This is a genomic window from Elusimicrobiota bacterium (genome assembly GCA_016706425.1).
Classification (GTDB): Bacteria; Elusimicrobiota; Elusimicrobia; order FEN-1173; family FEN-1173; genus JADJJR01.
Window position 1 is genome coordinate 306,784 of sequence record JADJJR010000001.1, and the last position, 19,080, is coordinate 325,863.

Here is a 19,080-nt window from a genome sequence, read left to right on the forward strand (position 1 = left end):
GAACAGAGTGCTTTCACCTTAAGATGATGGTATGAGCGAAGGCAACGGTAAACCCGACCGGGTCGCGACCCCCGCCGGGCGCAACATCCTGGTCGTCTCCCGCGTCGGTTGCGTCGGGGACCTGTGCCGGCAATTGCTCGGGGAAGGCCACGCGGTGCGGTACTTCATCGAGAGCAAAGGGGACAAGGACGTCTCGGACGGTTTCGTCGAGAAGGTCGACGACTGGAAAGCCCACCGCGCCTGGGCGGACCTGGTGATCTTCGACGATTCCGACTTCGGCAAGGACGCCGAAGCCCTCCGCCGCGACGGCAAGGCCGTGATCGGCGGCACGCCGTATTCGGACCGGCTCGAGGACGACCGCGACTTCGGGCAGGAGGAGCTCAAGGCCGCGGGCCTGACGGTGTTGCCCAGTTGGACGTTTTCCGGTTTCGAGGAAGCCATCCAATTCGTCAAAGCCCACCCGGACCGCTACGTGGTCAAACCTTCGGGATCGGCCCAGAGCGAAAAGGTCCTCTCCTACGTCGGGCAGGAGGACGACGGGCACGACATCACCGCCATCCTGGAGCGCTACAAGCGCGGCTGGTCGAAGCAGATCAAACAATTTCAAATCCAAAAATTCGCGAGCGGCGTGGAAGTGGCGGTGGGAGGGTTTTTCAACGGGAAAGAATTCCTCCTGCCGGTGTGCGTCAATTTCGAGCACAAGAAGATGTTCAACGGGGACATCGGTCCCTCCACGGGCGAGATGGGCACGTCCATGTTCTGGGTCGGGGACGGGCCCCTCTACCGGGAGACCCTGGCCAAAATGGCGGCCCGCCTGGCGCCCACGGGCTACGTGGGCTATTTCGACATCAATTGCATCGCGACCCCCCGGGCGATTTACCCCTTGGAATGCACGCCCCGGTTCGGGTACCCGACCCTCTGCATCCAGATGGAGGGCGTGCTGTCCAAGTGGGGGGATTTCTTCCACGCCCTGGCCCAGGGGGAGTCGCCCGCCCTGCGCACGAAAAAAGGGTTTCAGGTGGGGGTGGTGATCGCGGTGCCCCCGTTCCCTTTCGACGACGCGGGGGCTTTCAAAAAATATTCGGAAGGCGCCGTGGTGGTCTTCAAGAAACCCATGACCGAGGGGCTCTGGCCGGGGGACATCAAATTGGTGGACGGCGACTGGGTCCTGGCCGGGGAGACGGGCTACGCGCTCGTGTGCACGGGGTCGGGCGCCACCATGGAGGACGCCATGCGCGAAGCCTATTCGCGCGTGCGCAACGTGGTCATTCCCAACATGTTCTACCGCACCGACATCGGGGAGCGCTGGCGCCGCGACGGCGACCTGTTGCGCACCTGGGGGTACCTCTAAATCATTCCGTCTCGTCCGCCGGCGGGTCGAGGGGGAACACGTGGTTTTCGTCCCAGTCGGCGTGGAGCCGGCGCACGCCCTCGACCTCCGCGTTGAAGCGCGCCTTCAGCTCTTTTTCCGCGGCGTCCAACGAACCCGCCGTCGCGAAGCCCCTCAAAACCTTTTCGATGCGGCGGGCTTCGCGTTCGTTGATGCGAACGTGCATGGCCTCGTGTTCCCGCAGGCGTTCGGTGGGGGCGGCGTGGTAGGTTTCCCGGTTGGCGACCCAGACCCGCACGCGACGCACGACCACCCGCCTTCCGCGCCGCTCCAGCGCGTAGTTGAAGTGGAATCGGCCCCGGGTCTGGGCCTGCAAAGGGCCCTTTTCCGTCGGAGCGTCCACGGGGGCAACGGCGACGGCGCTCTTGGGCACCGTCACCGCCCCGAAAGGGTAAACGACTTTGACAGCGCCCCCGGTTCGCACGGTGGTTGTGGACGCCGGCAGGCGTACGCCCTCCTCGGCGCGCGCGACGCCGAGTCCCGTAAACAGAAGAAACAAAACCGTCTTCACGGGGCGATTTTATTATATTGACAGACCCCGCCTCCGGGTTTACCCTTTATCCAGGGTGACACCATGAAGACCACCGTTCACATCTTGATCCCCTTTGACCTGGGGTTGGAGCTCGATTTCGAGGGCGCCGACGCCAAGGCCATCGCCAAAGAGATTTCCAGCCGCCCCATCGAAAACCTGATGTTCGGCGGGCGCGCCTTCACCGACGTCCGCCTCACGGTGCAGATCTATAAATTCGGCGTCGGTCAATTGGGTTTGACCTTCGACACCGAGGGGGATTTGGATGTTTTGGCCACCCTCTCCTGCCGGGCCGAAGCGTTGACCGTGGGCGCCCGGTCCATCACCGAGTGGGCCCATTCGCGCGTGGACGAGGTCATCGCCGGCGCCAAACGGTTCGCCAGCCACGCCTACGATCGTCGCTTGGAAGACGTCGACCCCTTCCCCGTTTTTGTTTTTGAAAAAGGCGCCGTGGCCGACGCGACCGAATTCATCACCAAAAACCAAAAAGCGTTGACGGGCATCGTTTCCGGGGAACCCAACTACGACGCCCTCTCCGATTTCGTGTTGGAACAGGAAAAACTGCGCAACTTCGGCTATTACGAAAACGAACTGATCCTTATTAAACGGTTCGGGGCCGTGGTTTCTTCCGAGGAATCGAACACGATTCTGGAGTTGATTCGGTTGGCCTATTCCCTGTTCTGGAGCTTGCGCTCCTACAACTTCCTCCTGGAGAAAGAGATCGATCAGGCACAGAGCGTGCTGGCGAAATTACCGCCGTACTACAAATTCTGGTCCATGCCGAGCAGCTACCAGCGTTTTTCCCGGGAAGCCATGGACTTCGTCCGGGACAAGCTGGCCATCGTGGACAGCCTGCACAACGTGCAGACCAACATCCCACGCATCGACTCGGACTGGCATCTGCGCACCATTTACAAGAACGTCGAGAAGGAATTCGACATCGACGAACTGTCCAAGGCCGTGGACACCAAGCTCGAGCGCATTGAGCAGTCGTACAATTCCGCCCGCGACTTCATCTCCACCAACTTCTTCATCGCGGTGGAGATCGTGCTCATCCTGTCCCTGGTCTGGATGATGCTGGACACCTCCCTCCTTTTCATCATCGCCCAGAAATAGCCCTTCGTTGACGACCCCCGCCCGGGTTTGGTATCCTGGACACCTAATCCACGGAGGACCCTTTTTTATGGCCGAAACCGAAGTGACGTTGGTGATTGTGAAACCGGACGGTTTGAAAAAATCGTTGACGGGCAACATTTTAACGAAGCTCGCCGAGGCGCGTTTCATGATTGTGGGGGCGAAGGTGGTCCGCGTCTCCCGGGAGCTGGCGGAAGCCCATTATCAGCACCTGAAAGAAAAGCCGTTCTTTAACGATTTGATCGAGTACATCCAGGGCAAGCCCTACGGTCCGGAGTTTGAACGCGTGATGGCCCTGGTGTACAAAGGCCCCAACGCCATTAAAAAAGTGCGGGAGATCGCCGGCGCCACCAACCCCGAAGAGGCGGATTCGGTTTCGATCCGGGGTTCCTTCGGCCGCATCACGACGAAAGGCGTGTTTGAAAATGTGATCCACGCCTCCTCCGACGCCAAGGACGCCGAACGGGAAATCAAGCTTTGGTTCAAGCCGGACGAGATCGTCACCGAGATCTATCCCACCAAGAAATCCACCCTCGCCGCCGCCGAAGCGACGGTCTGGGCCTGACCCGCTCCATCGCCGGGGTGGATTTTCGGCCGGGGATGGGGTAAAATACCGCTTCGCCGCCTGCCGCGGCCCCGATCATCTGGGTCGGGATGTTGGAAAGACCAGGACGGGGCTGTAGCTCAGCTGGGAGAGCGCCTGCATGGCATGCAGGAGGTCGTCGGTTCGATCCCGATCAGCTCCACAATTTATTGAGTTCGATCCTGACCGAGGCGAGGGAGCCGAGGGAATGGTTGGAGGCCGTTAGGCCGAAAACCGCGATCAGCTCCACCATCTATTGAGTTCGATTTGAAATAACAAAACCCAACCCAACGCGGGTTGGGTTTTTTGGTTTCGGGAGACGCATGGTCCTTCGAATTCAGTCGGGCGAGGCGGGCGGGCGGTACATAAAGGCGCGACCCCGGGGGCCGGAGGTTCGGCCCATCCTGGCCCGGATCCGCAAATCCCTCTTTGACATCCTGCGCCCGCGCTTGGCGGGCACCCGTTTCCTGGATTTGTACGCCGGCACGGGCACCGTGGGGATCGAGGCGCTCTCCAACGGGGCCTCCGAAGTCGTTTTTGTGGACGCGAGCCGGGACTCCTGCCGCATGGTGGAGGACAACCTCGCCCACCTGGGGTTTTCGTCTCGGGCCCAGGTGATCCGCGCCGACGCCGTGCGGGAGTTGCGGTTCGTGGGCGCGCGGCCCTTCGACATCGTTTTTTTGGGCCCGCCTTATAAAGACGAGAAAAAAATCCCCCTCGCCTTGACGTTGCCCACCCTGGCGGCGCTCGGGGAAGCGGGGCTCGCGACGCCGGACACCTGGGTCATCGGCCAGCACCACAAGAAAGAACCCACGGCCCCCCTGCCCGCGGGTTGGACGATTTTCCGTGAAAAAGATTACGGCGACAGCGTGCTGACGTTTTTTCAACGAAAGGCCTGACCCATGGCAAAAAAAACCAACGACGTGTGGGTGGTGAAATTCGGCGGGAGCCTGCTCTCGGACGCGACGGCGCGGACCGGCTTTTTGGCCGAGGCCGCCCGGATCGCCCGCAAGAACGGTCTGGTGCTGGTGCACGGGGGGGGCCCGGAAATTAACTCCGCGCTCGACAAGATGGGCATCCAATCCCAATGGGTCAACGGCCGGCGCGTGACCGACGAAGCCGCCATGGCCGTGGTGGAAGGCGTGTTGTCGGGGCAGGTGAACAAGAATTTGGTCGGGGAATTGACCGGTTTCGGCGCCCGGGCCGTGGGTCTCTCGGGCCGGGACGGCCGGCTGCTGCGGGCCAAGCCGGTGCCGGGGTTGGGCCGGGTGGGCGAACCCGACAAGGCCGACGGCGCGCTCTTGAAAACCCTGCTCGGCGCGGGGTACCTGCCGGTGCTTTCCTCCGTCGCCGAAGGGCCCGGTCAACGGGCCCTCAACGTGAACGCCGACGAGGCCGCCGCGGCCGTGGCCGTGGCCCTCAAGGCCCGGCGGCTGGTCTACCTGACCGACGTGCCCGGGGTGTTGGACGACGCGAAAAGAACGATCCCCGAAATCCGCACCCGCGACATCCAGCGGCTCATCGATGCCGAAGTCGTGAAGGGCGGCATGATCCCCAAGCTCCTCTCCTGCCGATCGGCCATTAAAAAAGGCGTTCGGGAAATCAACATCGTCGACGGCCGGGCCGGTCTCGCCGCGCTGTCGGGCACACGGATCCTGCCGTGACGACGCCTCCGTACCTCTTCAACACTTACAAACGCCAGCCCGTCACCTTCGTGCGGGGGCGCGGCCCCTGGCTCTGGGACGACCGCGGCCACAAATACTTGGATTTCTTCTCGGGCTTGGCCGTTTGCAATTTGGGCCACGCTCACCCCGGCGTCGCCCGGGCCGTGACCCAACAAGTCAAAACCCTGCTGCACACCTCGAACCTGTATTACACGGGACCGCAACAGGACCTGGCGCGGGAACTGTCCCGGCGCACCTTTGGCGGGCGCGTGTTCTTCTGCAATTCCGGTGCGGAGGCCAACGAGGGGGCGATCAAACTGGCCCGTCGGTTCGGCGCGATGCGACCGGGCCCGCGTGGCCCCCGGCACGAGATCATCGTTTTCGACCACGCTTTCCACGGGCGGACCCTGGGGGCCCTGTCGGCCACGCCGCAGAAAAAGTACCAGGCGAATTTCGGCCCGCTCGTCCCGGGGTTCAAGGTGGCCCTCTACGGAGATCTCGCCTCGGTGCGCGCGGCGTTGACCCCGAAAACCTGCGCCGTGTTGGTCGAACCGATCCAGGGCGAGGGCGGCGTGCGGGTGGCGTCGCCGGCGTTCTTTGCCGGGCTGGCCGCGCTTTGCCGCAAGAACAAATTGCTCCTGATGTTCGACGAAGTTCAGACCGGCCTGGGCCGCACGGGGACGTTGTACGCCTATCAAAACCGCGCGCTCATGCCCGCGGGGGTCGTGCCCGATGTGTTGACGTCCGCCAAGGGCCTCGCCAACGGGTTGCCCATCGGCGCGATCCTCGCCAAAAAGGAAATCGCCGATTTGCTCCAACCCGGGGACCACGCCTCGACGTTCGGAGGCGGAGCCGTGCCCTGCCGGGCCGCCCGGGCGGTCCTCGCCGCCTTAAGCCCATCCGCCCTGGCCCGGGCGCGCCGCGTGGCCGGTCGGATGCGCCGGGAAATTGACAGTTGGAAAACAACGATGCCTTTCCTCCTGGACGTCCGCGGCGCGGGCCACATGCTGGGTTTGGAATTGGACCGGCCCGGCGCCGACTTCGTGACCCGCGCGCGGAAGAACGGCCTCTTGATCAATTGCACCGCCGACCGGGTGTTGCGGCTGTTGCCGCCCTTGATTTTGTCCGAAGCCGACGCCCGACGAGGGCTCGCGTTGCTCAAGAAAACCCTGAAGGATTTTCTCCCGCACGAAAGGAAAAGACAATGAACATCGCCCGCGACATCACCGCCGTGGTCGGGAACACCCCGCTGGTCCGCCTCAACCGGTTGACCCAGGGGCTGGAGGCCACCGTCGCCGCCAAATTGGAATTCATGAATCCCGCCCACAGCGTTAAAGACCGCATCGGTGTGGCCATGATCGACGCCGCCGAGCGCGAGGGGCGCATCAAGCCCGGGACCGTCATCATTGAACCCACCAGCGGCAACACGGGCATCGCCCTCGCCATGGTGTGCGCGGCGCGCGGCTACAAGCTGACGCTCACCATGCCCGAGACCATGAGCAAGGAACGGCGTGTCCTGCTGCGCGCCTACGGGGCGGAACTTGTTTTGACCCCCGGGGCGGAGGGCATGATCGGCGCCGTCCGCAAGGCCGAGGAGCTCGTCGCCGAGGACCCCAACGCCTTCATGCCGCAACAGTTTAAGAACGTGGCGAACGTCGACGTTCACCGCCGGACCACCGCTGAGGAGATCTGGAAAGACACCGACGGCCGCGTGGACGCCCTGGTGGCCGGCGTCGGTACGGGGGGCACCCTCACCGGCGTCAGCCAGGCCCTCAAGGCCAAAAAGCCCTCTTTCAAAAGCTTCGCCATTGAGCCGGACGCGTCCCCCGTGTTGTCCGGCGGGGCCAAAGGGCCCCACCCCATTCAAGGCATCGGCGCGGGGTTCGTGCCGCCCATTTTGGATGTGAAATCCTACGACGAAGTAATCCGCGTTCGCAACGACGACGCCTTCGCCGTCGCCCGCCGCCTGGCGCGCGAAGAAGGCATTCTCGGGGGAATTTCCTCCGGGGCGGCGGTGTGGGCGGCCCTGCGGGTGGCCGAGCGCGTCGAAATGAAAGGCAAGCTGATCGTCGTGATCATTCCGTCCTTCGGCGAGCGGTACCTGAGCACCGCCTTGTACGCGCCCTTGTTCGAGGAGAATCAGCAGCAGGCGATTTGATGCCCTGGCCCATCCGGACGGACATCAAGGCGGCGCAGGAACGCGACCCCGCGGCGCGCGGGTTTTGGGAGGTCTTTTTCTGCTACCCCGGGCTGCACGCCGTGTGGTGGCACCGCCTCGCCCACCGGTTGTGGGGGTGGGGATGGACGTTCCCCGCCCGGTGGTTGTCGCAATTCGTGCGTTTTTTCACGGGCATTGAAATCCATCCCGGGGCCCGGATCGGCCCCGGACTTTTCATCGACCACGGCCAGGGGGTCGTCATCGGCGAAACCACGGAAATCGGCGCGGGGGTCACCCTGTACCAGGGGGTCACCCTGGGGGGCACCACGCTGACGAAGGGAAAGCGCCACCCGACGCTGGAGGACGGCGTCGTCGTCGGCGCCGGGGCCAAGGTGTTGGGCGCGGTCACGATCGGCGAGCGTTGCCGCATCGGCGCCAACGCCGTGGTGGTCAAATCCGTTCCCGCCGATTCCGTCGTGGTGGGCGTGCCGGGCGAAATCATTAAACGCAAACCCCACGCGCCCGCCACCGGGCCGGATTTGGAGCACGGGCGGTTGCCCGACGTGTTGGGCGACTCCCTGGCCGCCCTGGTGGCGCGTGTTGAACAGCTTGAGAAAAAGGGCCCCGCCGGCGCCCGCGGCCGTCCCATCCCGACCCCGGACCACGGGGTCTGGCACGGGGAAGATTTCGCCATATGACCCTGCCCCGCCTTTCCATGTTGCCGACCTTCCTTCGCGAGTGGCTGGGGAAGCGGCGATTCCCCCGCGAGCCCGAACCGGACCTCGTGATGGACGAAAAAGACCAGGTCGAAGCCTACCGCGTCGCCGGGCGCATCGACGGCGTCATGGCCGCCCATTACCTTTACCAAACCTCCCGCATCAGCCAGGTCGTTCAAGGCCGGGGCACGGTGCTGGACCTGGGGTGCGGTCCGGCAACCCAATTGGTCCAGATCGCCGAGCTCAACCCGGCCACCCGCTTCATCGGCGTGGACCTGTCCGATGAAATGTTGAAGGAGGCGCGGGACCACGCGGCGGCCCGGGGCCTTTCCAACGTCGAGTTCCGCAAGCAGGACATGACGCGGCTTGTGGCGTTCCCCGACCACAGCGTGGACGGGGTGATCAGCACCCTCGCTTTCCACCATTTGCCGACCCAGGCCCATCTGGAAAAAACCCTCCGGGAAGTCACGCGCGTGTTGCGTCCCGACGGCGCTCTGTACCTCATCGACTTTGGGCGCCTCAAATCCCTGCGGTCCGTGCTCTTCTTCTCCTACATGAACGCCGACCACCAACCGCATTTGTTCTCAAGGGATTATGAACGCTCCCTGCGGGCGGCTTTCACCCGGGAGGAGTTCGAGGCGCTCGCGGCCCGCTGCCTGCCGCCGTCGGCGCGCCTCTTGACGACGTTCCGGATTCCGTTTCTGGTGGTGTTGAAAACCGAAGATCGACCCTTGCCCGCGCCGACGGCGGAACGCCTGCGGTCCCTGGCGGAGGCCCTGTCGCCCCGCTACAAGAACGATTTGGAGGAAATGCGCCTCTTTTTCGGGTTGGGCGGCTTCGGGCCGGACCCCTTTTCTTCCACCCCGCCGGTCGCGGTGGCGGCGAAACAATGGATGGCCCTCTTTCACGACGCGCCGTTCCGCCGTCGATTGCCCGTGTCGACGCTGGCGCGCGGCGCCCGGGCGCTGCGCCTCTTTGTGCGGGCGGCCTATTGGCGCCGACGGGTGGAGCGGGCGCGCCGCGCCGAGGAAACCGCGCGCCGCCGCCACCGCGAATCCGAAGCCCAGGCCCTGGAGCGATTCGGCGACGTTTTGACGGGGGAACTCGGGCGGCTCAAGGGCCCCTTGATGAAGTTCGGTCAGATGCTGAGCTATGTGGGCGAATCCCTCCCCGCGCCCGTGCGCGAAAAACTCAAAAACCTGCAGGACCACGCCGCGCCCATCGCGCCCGCGCGCATCCGCCAAATCATCGAGGCCGAGTTGGGCCGCCCCCTCCGCGACGCGTTCCTGGAATTCGTCGACGCGCCCATCGCCGCCGCCAGCATCAGCCAGTTGCACCTCGCGCGCCGGCGCGATGGGCGCTGGGTGGTGGTCAAGGTCAAATACCCGGGCATCGCGGAAGCCGTCCGGTCGGACATTTCGCTTCTGCGTTTTGTCGCTCCCTTCCTCAAAGGGCTCTTGAACATCGGCAACGCGAAAGAAGTCCTGGAGGAACTGCAACGGCTGATTCTGGCGGAGTGCGATTTTTCCCGCGAAGCCGACCACCAGGACACCTTCGCCCGCGTGTTCGCCGACGATCCCGAGATCGTGATCCCGGCCGTCCACCGCGATCTTTCCACGTCGGGGCTCTTGACCATGGATTACGTTCAGGGCGAACGGTTCGCCGCCTTCGCCGCGCGGGCCGACAGGGCGGCGAAGAACCGCGCGGCCACGGTCATCACCCGCATGGCGGTCACCTCCATCCACCGCCACTGCGCCTTCAACGCGGACCCCCACCCGGGCAACTATCTGTTCTTGCCGGGCGGCCGGGTGTGTTTCCTGGATTTTGGTTTCACCAAGCGGTGGTCGCGCGAGTTCATCAACCTCTCCAAAACGCAAAGCCTCGCCGCCCTGAACGGAGATTTGGAAACGTTCGGGCGAACCTGCCGCGCCTTGGGCTACACTTCGGACAATCCCGCTTTTAACTACACCGAGCTGCTTACGCTGCTGCGCGAGGGGACCTACGGCACCTGGCTCGAGGACAAGCCCTTTGTTTTCTCCCGGGATTTCGTCCGTCGGGAGTTGGCCGCCATGGGCGATTTCGCGCGGCGGTGCGGTCCGTTCCGGTTTTCCCCGGACCACATCCCGCTCCACCGCGTTTATTGGGGGCACCACTCCCTGTTCGCCGATCTGGAGGCGGAGGTCAATATCCACCGGGAGTTGGTGCCGCTCCTAAAAATACCCGTTTGATCCGGACAGGCAGGCCCCGGCACGGCGCTCTTTCGGCCCGGGCGGTTCAGCGGGCGTTGCGCGCCCTCGCCTCGGCGGAAAAAGCCCGGGGGCTCGCGGGATTTTTTAAAACGGGACCGGGCCAGTACGGGGAAGGCGACCGTTTTTTGGGCGTTACGGTGCCGCGCCAGCGCCGCGTCGCCCGCAACCACCGTGACCTGCCTTTTGCCGAAACGGCCCAATTGCTTCACAGTCCCCACCACGAGGACCGGTTGACGGGGCTCCTCATCCTCGTGGATCGCTTCCGGCGCGGGGGGCCGATGGAACGCCGCCGGTGCCACGCCTTTTATTTGAAACACCTCGACCGCGTCAACAATTGGGATTTGGTGGACGCCACGGCCCCCGACCTGGTCGGGGCCGCCCTGGGACGGGATCGGTCCCTCCTGGATCGGTTGGCCGGCTCCCCCCATCTCTGGCGCCGGCGGGTGGCCATGGTGGCCACGTTCCATTTCACCCGAGAGGGGGACGCCGAACCGGCGCTCCGCCTGGCGCGGCGGTTACTCACGGACCCCCACGACCTCATGCACAAGGCCGTCGGCTGGATGTTAAGGGAAGTTGGGAAACGGGTCTCGGTCCGGACCCTGGAATCGTTTCTTCGCCGCCACGCGGCGCGCATGCCCCGGACGGCCCTGCGGTACGCCATCGAGCGGTTTCCCGAGCCCCGGCGCCGGGCTTTTTTAAACACACCCCCCGTCCTTGTCCGAGGGGGCAAAAAGCGGTAAAATCAAGGCTTTAAGTGCGAATTCGCCTTCCTTTTATCACATCTAAGGAGTTTTCTTTCTTATGAAGAACTATCGCCGCGTGGTCGTCGCCTATTCCGGGGGCCTGGACACCTCCGTGATGTTGCGTTGGATCAAAGAAAAATACAACTGCGAGGTCATCGCCTGTTGCGTGGACGTGGGGCAAGCCGAAGACTACCCCCGGTTGAAGAAACGCGCCCTGGCCACCGGGGCCTCCAAAGCCTACGTCATCGACGCCCGGGAGGAGTTCGTCACCGAGTGCCTCTGGCCCCAACTCAAGGCCCAGGCCCTCTACGAAGGCCGCTATTTGCTCGGGACCTCCATCGCCCGTCCGATCATCGCCGAAAAAGTGGCCGAGATCGCCCGCAAGGAAAAGGCCGACGCCGTCAGCCACGGCGCCACGGGCAAGGGCAACGACCAGGTGCGGTTCGAACTGACGTTCAAAGCCGTCGCCCCCGAACTCGGCATACTCGCCCCCTGGCGGGAGTGGGAGTTCAAAGGCCGGGAGGACGAGATCCAATACGCCCGGCGGCACAACATCCCCGTGACGGTGACCAAGGCGAAACCCTATTCCTCCGACGCCAACCTCTGGCACATTTCCTACGAAGGCGGCGTGTTGGAGGACCCGGACCACCCGTACAAGGACGATATGTTCGAACTGACGGTATCGCCCGAAAAGGCGCCGAACCGGCCGGAATACGTTTCCATCGATTTCGTGAAGGGCGTCCCCGTGGCCGTGAACGGCAAAAACCTCAACCCCGTGACCCTGGTGCAGACGCTGAACAGGATCGCCGGGCGCAACGGCGTCGGCCGCATCGACATCGTTGAAAACCGGCTGGTGGGTATGAAATCCCGCGGTGTTTACGAGGCCCCGGCGGCGACCGTGTTGTATTTCGCCCACAAAGAGATCGAGTCCCTTGTCCTGGACCGCGACACGGCCCACGCGAAGGAGCTCATCGGGCCCCGCTACGCCGAACTCGTCTACAACGGGCAGTGGCACACCCCCCTGCGCCGCGCGCTGGACGCGTTCATCGACGACACGCAAAAATTCGTCACCGGGCGCGTCAAATTGAAACTTTACAAGGGGAACATCACCGTCCAAGGCCGCACGTCGCCCCATTCTCTCTATTGGCAGAAGCTCGCGAGCTTCGAAGCCGAGGACATCTACAACCAGGGGGACGCGGAGGGGTTTATCAACCTCTTCGGCTTGCCCATCAAAGTCGCCGCCCTGCTGCGCAAAGGGCGCGTGTAGGCCCATGCCCCGACGACCGACGACGCCCGCGGAATTCGTCTCCTCCATCGCCTTCGACGGGCGTCTGGCGGCGCACGACCTCGCCGCGTCCATCGCCCACGTGGAGATGCTGGGCCGTCAAAAAATCGTGACGTCCTCCGAAGCCGCGAAGATCGTCGCCGGGCTGAAGCGGCTCGCGGCCCGGGTGGACAAAGGCGGGCGGCTCCTCAACGCCGAAGACGTGCACTACGCCATCGAAAAGTCGCTCTACAAAGAGATCGGGCCCCTGGGCGGGAAAATGCACACGGCCCGCTCCCGCAACGACCAGACGGTCACGGCCCTGCGCCTTTATTTGCGCGACGTCGTCGACGGTATCTCCGCCCAATTGGCCGCGCTGGCCGCCGCCTTTGTCGATCAGGCGGAAAAGAACATCGCCACCGTCATGCCGGGTTACACCCATCTCCAGCCCGGCCAGCCGGTGCTCGCGGCGCATCCTTTCCTCGCCCACGCTTGGATGTTGGCCCGCGACCGGGAGCGTTTGGCCGACGTGCGCCGGCGGATCAACCGCCTGCCCCTGGGCGCCGCCGCCCTGGCCGGAACGACCTTCCCCATCGACCGGCGTTGGGTGGCCCGACGGCTGGGGTTCGACGGGGTGATTGAAAACGCCATGGACGCCGTCAGCGACCGGGACTTCGTGATCGAGTTGTTGGCCGCCCTGGCCCTGATCATGACGCACCTGTCGCGTTGGGCCGAAGAGTTGATTGTCTGGACCAACCCGTCCTTCGGGTTCGTCACCCTGGCCGATCCCTTCGTGACGGGATCCTCCATCATGCCTCAAAAGCGGAACCCCGACATGGCCGAGTTGATCCGCGGCAAAACCGGACGGGTCTACGGGGCCTTGACGGCGCTGTTGACCTTGATGAAGGGAACCCCCCTGGCCTACAACCGGGATTTCCAAGAAGACAAGCCCGCGCTGTTCGACGCCGTCGACACCGTCCGGTCGGTCCTCGACGTGACGACGCCCATGACCCGCACGATGGTCGTGCACGGCGACCGCACGCGGGAGGCCTGCCGGTTGGGCCACCTGCTGGCCACCGACGTGGCCGACGCGCTCGCGCGCCGGGGCGTGCCGTTCCGGGAGGCCCACGGGGCCGTGGCCCGGGTGGTGCGCTACGCCGGCGAACACCGGCTGGGGCTGGAGGACGTTCCCCTGTCCGTTTGGCGCGACGTGACGCCGGCCGCCGGTCCTTGGATCAAGGACGTGTTGTCGATTGACCGGGCGGTGGCCGCGCGCCGCTCCCAAGGCGGCACCGCGCCCATCGAGGCCCGCCGCCAGATCGCCGCGTTGCGGCGTCTCCTGAGACTCCCCCGGTGAAACGGTTTTTCCTCGCCTTCCTCCTCGGGGGCGCGGTCGCCCGCGCCGAAAACCCCGACCGGGTGTTCACGCTGGATCGGGCGGTGGTCACCGCGTTGCAAAACAACCCGGCCCTGGTGTCCGCCCGGCACGACGTGCGCTCGGCGGACCTGCGGGTGGCGGAGGCCCGCGCGCATTTCCTGCCCACCTTGGGCGTCAACATGAACGCCACCCGTTTCCTGGCCGAGGATCACGCCGTGTTGCCCTCGGATTTCGGTTCGACCGTCTTGAACCCGGTCGATGAGCCGGACAACTTTTTTTCGGGCCGGATCTATCTGCGCCAAACCCTTTACAACGGCGGCCGCACCCGGGCCAACGTGCGGTTGGCCGAGGCGGCCCGGGACCAGGCCCGTGTGAAAGGCGAGGAGATCGAAGCCGCGGCCCGGGCCTCGACGACGGAAGTTTTTTACGAAGTGTTGTGGGCCGAGCAAGCCCTGCGGCTCGGCGAAGAAGCCCGCAAGGATTTGGAGCGATGGGCGCGGGGCGTCCGGGGCGACACGGCGGCCGAGGCCCTTTTGGAATCGCGCGCCGCGCGGTTGCGGCGGGAGCAGGCCGAGAGCCGCCGCCGACGGGACGCGGCCATTTTGGAATTTCGCTCGGTTTTGGGCCTCGAACTGTACACGGAAGTCCGTTGCGTGGGGGAACTGTCGTCGTCGCCCCTGCGGGTCGACCTGCCCAAATTGTTGGCGCGGGCCCAGGACGCCCGGTTGGAAATCCGCGGCACCGAGTACCAGAGGGAAATGGACCGTCTTTCCGTGAACCTCTCCGAATCGGAACGGTTCCCCGTGATCGCCTTCGGGGCGGGCTACGAGCTCGGCAAAACCGAGTTTCCGCTTGATCGCTCCTATTGGAACGCGACCCTCAACGTCAACCTTCCGATCTTTGACGGTTTCGCCAGCCGGGCGCGCATTCGTCAGTCGCGGGTGGCCGTCCAACAAAACCGCGTCGCCCGGGCCGTGGTCCAGGACCGGGTCAACCGCGACGTCCGCGAGGCCCACGCCACGCTCCTGCACTGGCAAAGCGAAATGGCCGAACGGCGGGCCGACTGGGACCGCCTGGCGGACCTCGCCGGGAAGGCCGGGGATCGCGGGGCCGTCGCCCGCGCCGACCTCCGGTTGGAAGTGCTCGCCGCCGCGCGCGCCTATTGGGAAGCCGTTCACGGCCACCTCGTCGCCCGGGCGCGCCTTGAAAAAGCCGTGGGGGCGCCCCTGTGATCCGTCGCGCGCGGGTCGCGGCGCTGGTCGCGGTTTTGTCGGTTTTCGGCGCCGCCGTCCGGCCGGAAACGCCCGCGGCGGGCGACCTTTTGCGCGACGCTCTGTGGCTCAAGCACCGGGGGCGGCCCGCCGGCCAGCGGCCGCGGGTGGCGTTGGTGTTGTCCGGGGGCGGAGCGCGCGGTTTGGCGCACATCGGCGCCTTGAAAGTGTTGGCCCGGGAAAAAGTTCCTGTGGATCTCATCGTCGGGACCAGCGTTGGGTCCATCGTGGGCGCCCTCTACGCCGCGGAAGTGCCGGTGGACGAGATCGAAACCATGGCCGCCCGCGTGGGGTGGGACAAGCTGACCGACGTGTCGACCGCGCGCGTGGTGCGGCTCCTGGTGTCCGAGCGGCTCTTGTCGACGGCCAAGATGGAGGACTACCTCACGGCGCGCATCGGCCCCCGCGTTTTCGCGGATTTGAAAACGGAACTGGCCTGCGTGGCCGCGGACCTGCGCACGGGCGAGGAAATCATTTTGCGCGAAGGACCCGTGGCCCTGGCGGCCCGGGCCAGCGCCACCATGCCCGGGGTCTTCGACCCGGTGCCCTACCGCCACCGCCTGTTGATCGACGGCGGGGTCGTCAACAACGTGCCCACCGACGTGGCGCGCCGGCTCGGCGCGGACATCGTGATTTGCGTTTACCCCGCGGCGGATTTCAGTCGGCACAACGTCACCAACGTTCTTTCGACGCTGATGCAGGCGCTGTACATCCAAGGGCAGGTGATTTCGGAGGAGCGGTTGAAGCTCGCGGACCTGGTGATCCGGCCCGACGTCGCCGACATCTCGGCTTCGGAGCTCGGCCGCTCGCGGGAAGCCATGGACGCCGGCCAGCGCGCCGCCGAAGCGGCCCTGCCCGAGATCAAAAACGTTCTGGCGGCGAAATTTTTGGAGCGCGCGGCGCGCGGGGCGGGTCCACGGTGAAGCGCGTCGCGGTCGCGCTCGCGTTCCTCGGGGTTTGGACGGGTTCCCTTCCCGCGCAAACGGCCCGCGGCCGGGAGGCCTTGGCGGCCGAGGGCGAGGCGTTGTTCCGGGCCCAAAAATTCGGCGAAGCCCGCGGAAAATGGGAAGCCGCCCTCGCGGGCGCCTCCCGCCGACAGGCGCGCCGTTGGCGCCCCTGGGTGGGCCGGGCCTTGGAGGCCGAGGGCAATTTTCAAAAAGCGCTGACCGCCTATCAAGACGCCCACGACTTGGACCCGCGCCGGGTGGACGGTTTGGTGGATCTGGCGCGGCTGTACGACACCGTGGGCCTGGACGAACAGGCGTTGCGTCTTTTCGAAAAAGCCCGCGCACGGGATCCCCACCGGCGGGACATCGCCCTGGCCCTGGGCCGCCTGTGTTTCGAAGCCGGTCGGCTCGACGACGCGCGGAAGTTGGCGGGGACGGCGGGCGGGGCGGACGCGCGCGATTTGGCCGCGCAAACCCTCCTGGCCCGGATCGACGAGGCCGAAGGCGATCTGGCCTCCGCCGCGCAGAGATGGGAATCGATTTTGAACCAGAGCCCGTCGGTGGAAGGGGATTTCGCCCTCGGCCGTTTGTGGGCCCGGCAGGACGCCCTCGATTTGGCCGACATGGCTTTTGCCCGGGCCGATCGACCGGGCGCGGCGACCCCGGCTCTGGTTTTTGAACGGGCGGTCATCGCTTGGCGGCGCAACGACGGGGTTCGCCTGGAGGGTTTGTTGAAACGGCTCGAGTCCGAGGCCCCGGGCTATTTCCCCGGGCGGGGATTGGCGGCCCTGGTCGCCATCGAGCGCGGCGACAGGGACCGGGCGCGCGCGGTGTTGCGCAACGCTTTCCCGCCGGACCCCGCTTCGGAAAAATGGTTGGCCGTTTTGGAATCGCTATTAAAATGAGCGAGGTGCGCGTGCGGAATCCTTACGAGACGTTTCGTTACGTCGGAAAAGATTTGTTCGTGGAGGGGCGGCGGTTGGCGGATTTGGCCGCCCGGTGGGGGACCCCCTTGTACGTTTATTCCGCCGCCAAGATCCGCGCGCAGTTCCGGCGGTTCGATCGGGCCTTCGCGGCGGTGCCGCACACCGTGTGTTACGCCCTCAAGGCCAACAGCAACCTCGGCGTGGTCAACGTTCTGGCCCGCGAAGGGGCGGGGGCCGACATCGTTTCCGGCGGGGAATTGGCCCGGGCGCTCAAGGCCGGCGTGCCCGCCGCGCGGATCGTTTTTTCCGGCGTGGGGAAGACCGAGCCGGAAATGGTCGCCGCCCTGAAAGCCGGGATCCTCATGTTCAACATCGAGTCCGCCGAGGAACTGGGCGCCCTCGACCGGGTGGCCGCGCGCCTGCGGCGGGCCGCGCCGGTCTCGGTCCGCGTCAACCCCAACGTCGTGGTCGACACCCACCACCACATCACGACCGGGCGGGCGGAGAACAAGTTCGGGGTGTCCATCGGCGAAGCGGAAAAATTGTACCGCTGGGCCGCGCAGCGGCCTTGGTTGCGCGTGGTGGGTCTTCAAGCGCACATCGGATCGCAGTTGTTGGACGTCCGTCCCTACGGGGAAACCTTGGACAAATTGCTCGCGTTGATGGCCCGGCTGGAAAAGGCCGGGATTTTCCTGCACGTCCTGGATCTGGGCGGCGGCCTGGGCGTCGCCTACAAAAACGACCGCTCCGCCGACCCGGCCGCCTTGGCGCGGGAGTTGCTGCCGCGCCTCAAAAACCGAAACGTCCGGTTGCTGTTCGAGCCGGGGCGTTTCCTCGTGGCCGAGGCGGGCTGTCTGCTGACGCGCGTGCTTTACCGCAAGGAGCCCGGCCACAAAAACTTTGTCATCGTCGACGCGGCCATGAACGACTTGGCGCGGCCGGCGCTCTACGACGCGCACCACCCGATATGGCCCACGCGAAAATCCCGCGGCGGTTCCTACGTGGCCGACGTCGTCGGCCCCATTTGCGAATCGGGGGATTACCTGGCCAAGGCCCGCGCCGTGCCCCGCCCGAAAGCGGGGGACCTCTGGGCCGTCATGGCGGCGGGGGCCTACGGGTTTTCCATGAGTTCGCAATACAACACGCGGCCGCGCGCGGCCGAGGTGCTGGTGGACGGGGCGAAGGCCCACCTCATTCGCCGACGGGAAACCCTGGCCGACCTGACGCGGGGCGAAAGCCTGCCGGGGGGGCGCCCGTGAAGAATCTCGCGTTCACCAAAATGCACGGGACGGGCAACGATTTCGTCATGCTTGACGGCGTTCGGCGGCCGGTGCGGGTGACCCCCGCCCTGGCGCGCGCGCTGTGCGACCGCCGGTTCGGGGTCGGCGCCGACCAGGTGTTGGTTCTGGAAAAATCCGCCGTGGCGGATTTCCGCATGCGGATTTACAACGCCGACGGCTCCCAAGTGGAAATGTGCGGCAACGGCATTCGTTGCCTGGCGCTCTTCGCCCGCGAGCGGGGTCACACCCGCCAAACTTCCTTCACGGTGGAGACCCTGGGCGGCGTCAAGCGCCCCACGGTCCAGGGGACGCGGGTTCGCGTCGACATGGGGGAGCCGGTGTTGGACGCCGCGCGGATACCGACCCGCGCCGTCGGGCGGGTGTTGGAGCGTCCGTTGTCCAAAACCCTGGGGGCCGCGGCGCGGACCGTCTTGGGGCGCGCCGGCCGAACCCTGACGGGAACGGCCGTTTCCATGGGGAACCCGCACTTCGTGATTTTTGTCGACGAAGCCCCGAACGTGCCCCTGGTCGCCTGGGGTCCGGCGATCGAGAGGGACGGGTTCTTCCCGCGCCGCGCGAACGTGGAGTTCGTGACGGTGGAAAACCCGGACCGCGCGGTGGTCCGCGTCTGGGAGCGCGGCAGCGGCGCCACCCTCGCCTGCGGCACCGGGGCCTGCGCGGTGGGGGTGGCGGGGGTGTTGACCGGCCGTCTGCACCGTCGGGTGACTTTGTCTTTGCCGGGCGGGGCGCTCGAGGTGGAATGGGCCCCCGACAACCATGTCTATTTAAACGGCCCCGCCGCGTTCGTTTTTGACGGCGTTTGGCGTTCTTAGGGATCAACAAGGAGA

At 65.5% G+C, this 19,080-nt stretch carries 18 protein-coding genes and 1 tRNA gene; 18 read left to right on the forward strand and 1 reads right to left on the reverse strand.

What is annotated here, in order from left to right; genetic code table 11:
* The first annotated feature begins 31 nt into the window (after nt 1–31).
* A complete protein-coding gene (locus IPI56_01280) occupies nt 32–1,351 on the forward strand; it encodes a phosphoribosylamine--glycine ligase (GenBank protein ID MBK7544374.1) in 1,320 nt (439 codons plus the stop codon).
* 1 nt (nt 1,352) lies between these two features.
* Here the strand turns inward: IPI56_01280 and IPI56_01285 are convergent, their stop codons facing one another.
* Nucleotides 1,353–1,901 (reverse strand): DUF922 domain-containing protein, encoded by a 549-nt coding sequence (locus IPI56_01285; GenBank protein MBK7544375.1) that lies wholly within the window; start codon nt 1,899–1,901, stop codon nt 1,353–1,355.
* Between the two features lie 63 nt (nt 1,902–1,964).
* Between IPI56_01285 and IPI56_01290 the strand changes: the two genes are divergently transcribed.
* From IPI56_01290 to IPI56_01370, 17 genes are all read left to right on the forward strand, one after another.
* Nucleotides 1,965–3,035, forward strand: coding sequence for a hypothetical protein (locus IPI56_01290; GenBank protein ID MBK7544376.1), 1,071 nt, complete (start codon nt 1,965–1,967; stop codon nt 3,033–3,035).
* 67 nt (nt 3,036–3,102) lie between these two features.
* Nucleotides 3,103–3,618: a nucleoside-diphosphate kinase gene (locus tag IPI56_01295; protein MBK7544377.1), complete on the forward strand. Its 516-nt coding sequence runs from the start codon at nt 3,103–3,105 to the stop codon at nt 3,616–3,618.
* A 108-nt stretch (nt 3,619–3,726) separates the two neighbouring features.
* A tRNA-Ala gene (locus IPI56_01300) sits at nt 3,727–3,799 on the forward strand.
* Nucleotides 3,800–3,959: 160 nt separating this feature from the next.
* On the forward strand, nt 3,960–4,535 hold the full coding sequence (gene rsmD / locus IPI56_01305) for a 16S rRNA (guanine(966)-N(2))-methyltransferase RsmD (GenBank protein MBK7544378.1): 576 nt from the start codon (nt 3,960–3,962) through the stop codon (nt 4,533–4,535).
* A 3-nt stretch (nt 4,536–4,538) separates the two neighbouring features.
* The gene (gene argB / locus IPI56_01310) at nt 4,539–5,300 is read left to right on the forward strand and encodes an acetylglutamate kinase (protein ID MBK7544379.1); all 762 of its coding nucleotides are present in this window, start codon (nt 4,539–4,541) and stop codon (nt 5,298–5,300) included.
* Nucleotides 5,297–6,508, forward strand: coding sequence for an aspartate aminotransferase family protein (locus tag IPI56_01315; protein ID MBK7544380.1), 1,212 nt, complete (start codon nt 5,297–5,299; stop codon nt 6,506–6,508). The genes argB and IPI56_01315 overlap by 4 nt, the downstream gene beginning before the upstream one ends.
* The gene (cysK, locus tag IPI56_01320; protein ID MBK7544381.1) at nt 6,505–7,458 is read left to right on the forward strand and encodes a cysteine synthase A; all 954 of its coding nucleotides are present in this window, start codon (nt 6,505–6,507) and stop codon (nt 7,456–7,458) included. Before IPI56_01315 ends, cysK begins: the two co-directional genes overlap by 4 nt.
* On the forward strand, nt 7,458–8,156 hold the full coding sequence (gene cysE, locus IPI56_01325; GenBank protein MBK7544382.1) for a serine O-acetyltransferase: 699 nt from the start codon (nt 7,458–7,460) through the stop codon (nt 8,154–8,156). The genes cysK and cysE overlap by 1 nt, the downstream gene beginning before the upstream one ends.
* On the forward strand, nt 8,153–10,402 hold the full coding sequence (locus IPI56_01330) for a methyltransferase domain-containing protein (protein MBK7544383.1): 2,250 nt from the start codon (nt 8,153–8,155) through the stop codon (nt 10,400–10,402). The genes cysE and IPI56_01330 overlap by 4 nt, the downstream gene beginning before the upstream one ends.
* Nucleotides 10,403–10,458: 56 nt before the next feature.
* Nucleotides 10,459–11,163: a DNA alkylation repair protein gene (locus IPI56_01335; GenBank protein MBK7544384.1), complete on the forward strand. Its 705-nt coding sequence runs from the start codon at nt 10,459–10,461 to the stop codon at nt 11,161–11,163.
* 61 nt (nt 11,164–11,224) lie between these two features.
* A complete protein-coding gene (locus tag IPI56_01340; GenBank protein MBK7544385.1) occupies nt 11,225–12,433 on the forward strand; it encodes an argininosuccinate synthase in 1,209 nt (402 codons plus the stop codon).
* Between the two features lie 4 nt (nt 12,434–12,437).
* Nucleotides 12,438–13,787 carry an argininosuccinate lyase gene (gene argH / locus IPI56_01345; GenBank protein MBK7544386.1) on the forward strand — a complete coding sequence of 450 codons (1,350 nt, stop codon included), beginning with the start codon at nt 12,438–12,440 and terminating at the stop codon, nt 13,785–13,787.
* The gene (locus tag IPI56_01350; GenBank protein ID MBK7544387.1) at nt 13,784–15,040 is read left to right on the forward strand and encodes a TolC family protein; all 1,257 of its coding nucleotides are present in this window, start codon (nt 13,784–13,786) and stop codon (nt 15,038–15,040) included. Before argH ends, IPI56_01350 begins: the two co-directional genes overlap by 4 nt.
* Nucleotides 15,037–16,002: a patatin-like phospholipase family protein gene (locus tag IPI56_01355; GenBank protein MBK7544388.1), complete on the forward strand. Its 966-nt coding sequence runs from the start codon at nt 15,037–15,039 to the stop codon at nt 16,000–16,002. The genes IPI56_01350 and IPI56_01355 overlap by 4 nt, the downstream gene beginning before the upstream one ends.
* The gene (locus tag IPI56_01360) at nt 15,999–16,931 is read left to right on the forward strand and encodes a tetratricopeptide repeat protein (GenBank protein ID MBK7544389.1); all 933 of its coding nucleotides are present in this window, start codon (nt 15,999–16,001) and stop codon (nt 16,929–16,931) included. The genes IPI56_01355 and IPI56_01360 overlap by 4 nt, the downstream gene beginning before the upstream one ends.
* Complete coding sequence (gene lysA / locus IPI56_01365) at nt 16,928–18,211, forward strand: diaminopimelate decarboxylase (GenBank protein MBK7544390.1); 1,284 nt, start codon at nt 16,928–16,930, stop codon at nt 18,209–18,211. Before IPI56_01360 ends, lysA begins: the two co-directional genes overlap by 4 nt.
* Complete coding sequence (locus tag IPI56_01370; GenBank protein MBK7544391.1) at nt 18,208–19,065, forward strand: diaminopimelate epimerase; 858 nt, start codon at nt 18,208–18,210, stop codon at nt 19,063–19,065. The genes lysA and IPI56_01370 overlap by 4 nt, the downstream gene beginning before the upstream one ends.
* Nucleotides 19,066–19,080 lie beyond the last annotated feature (15 nt).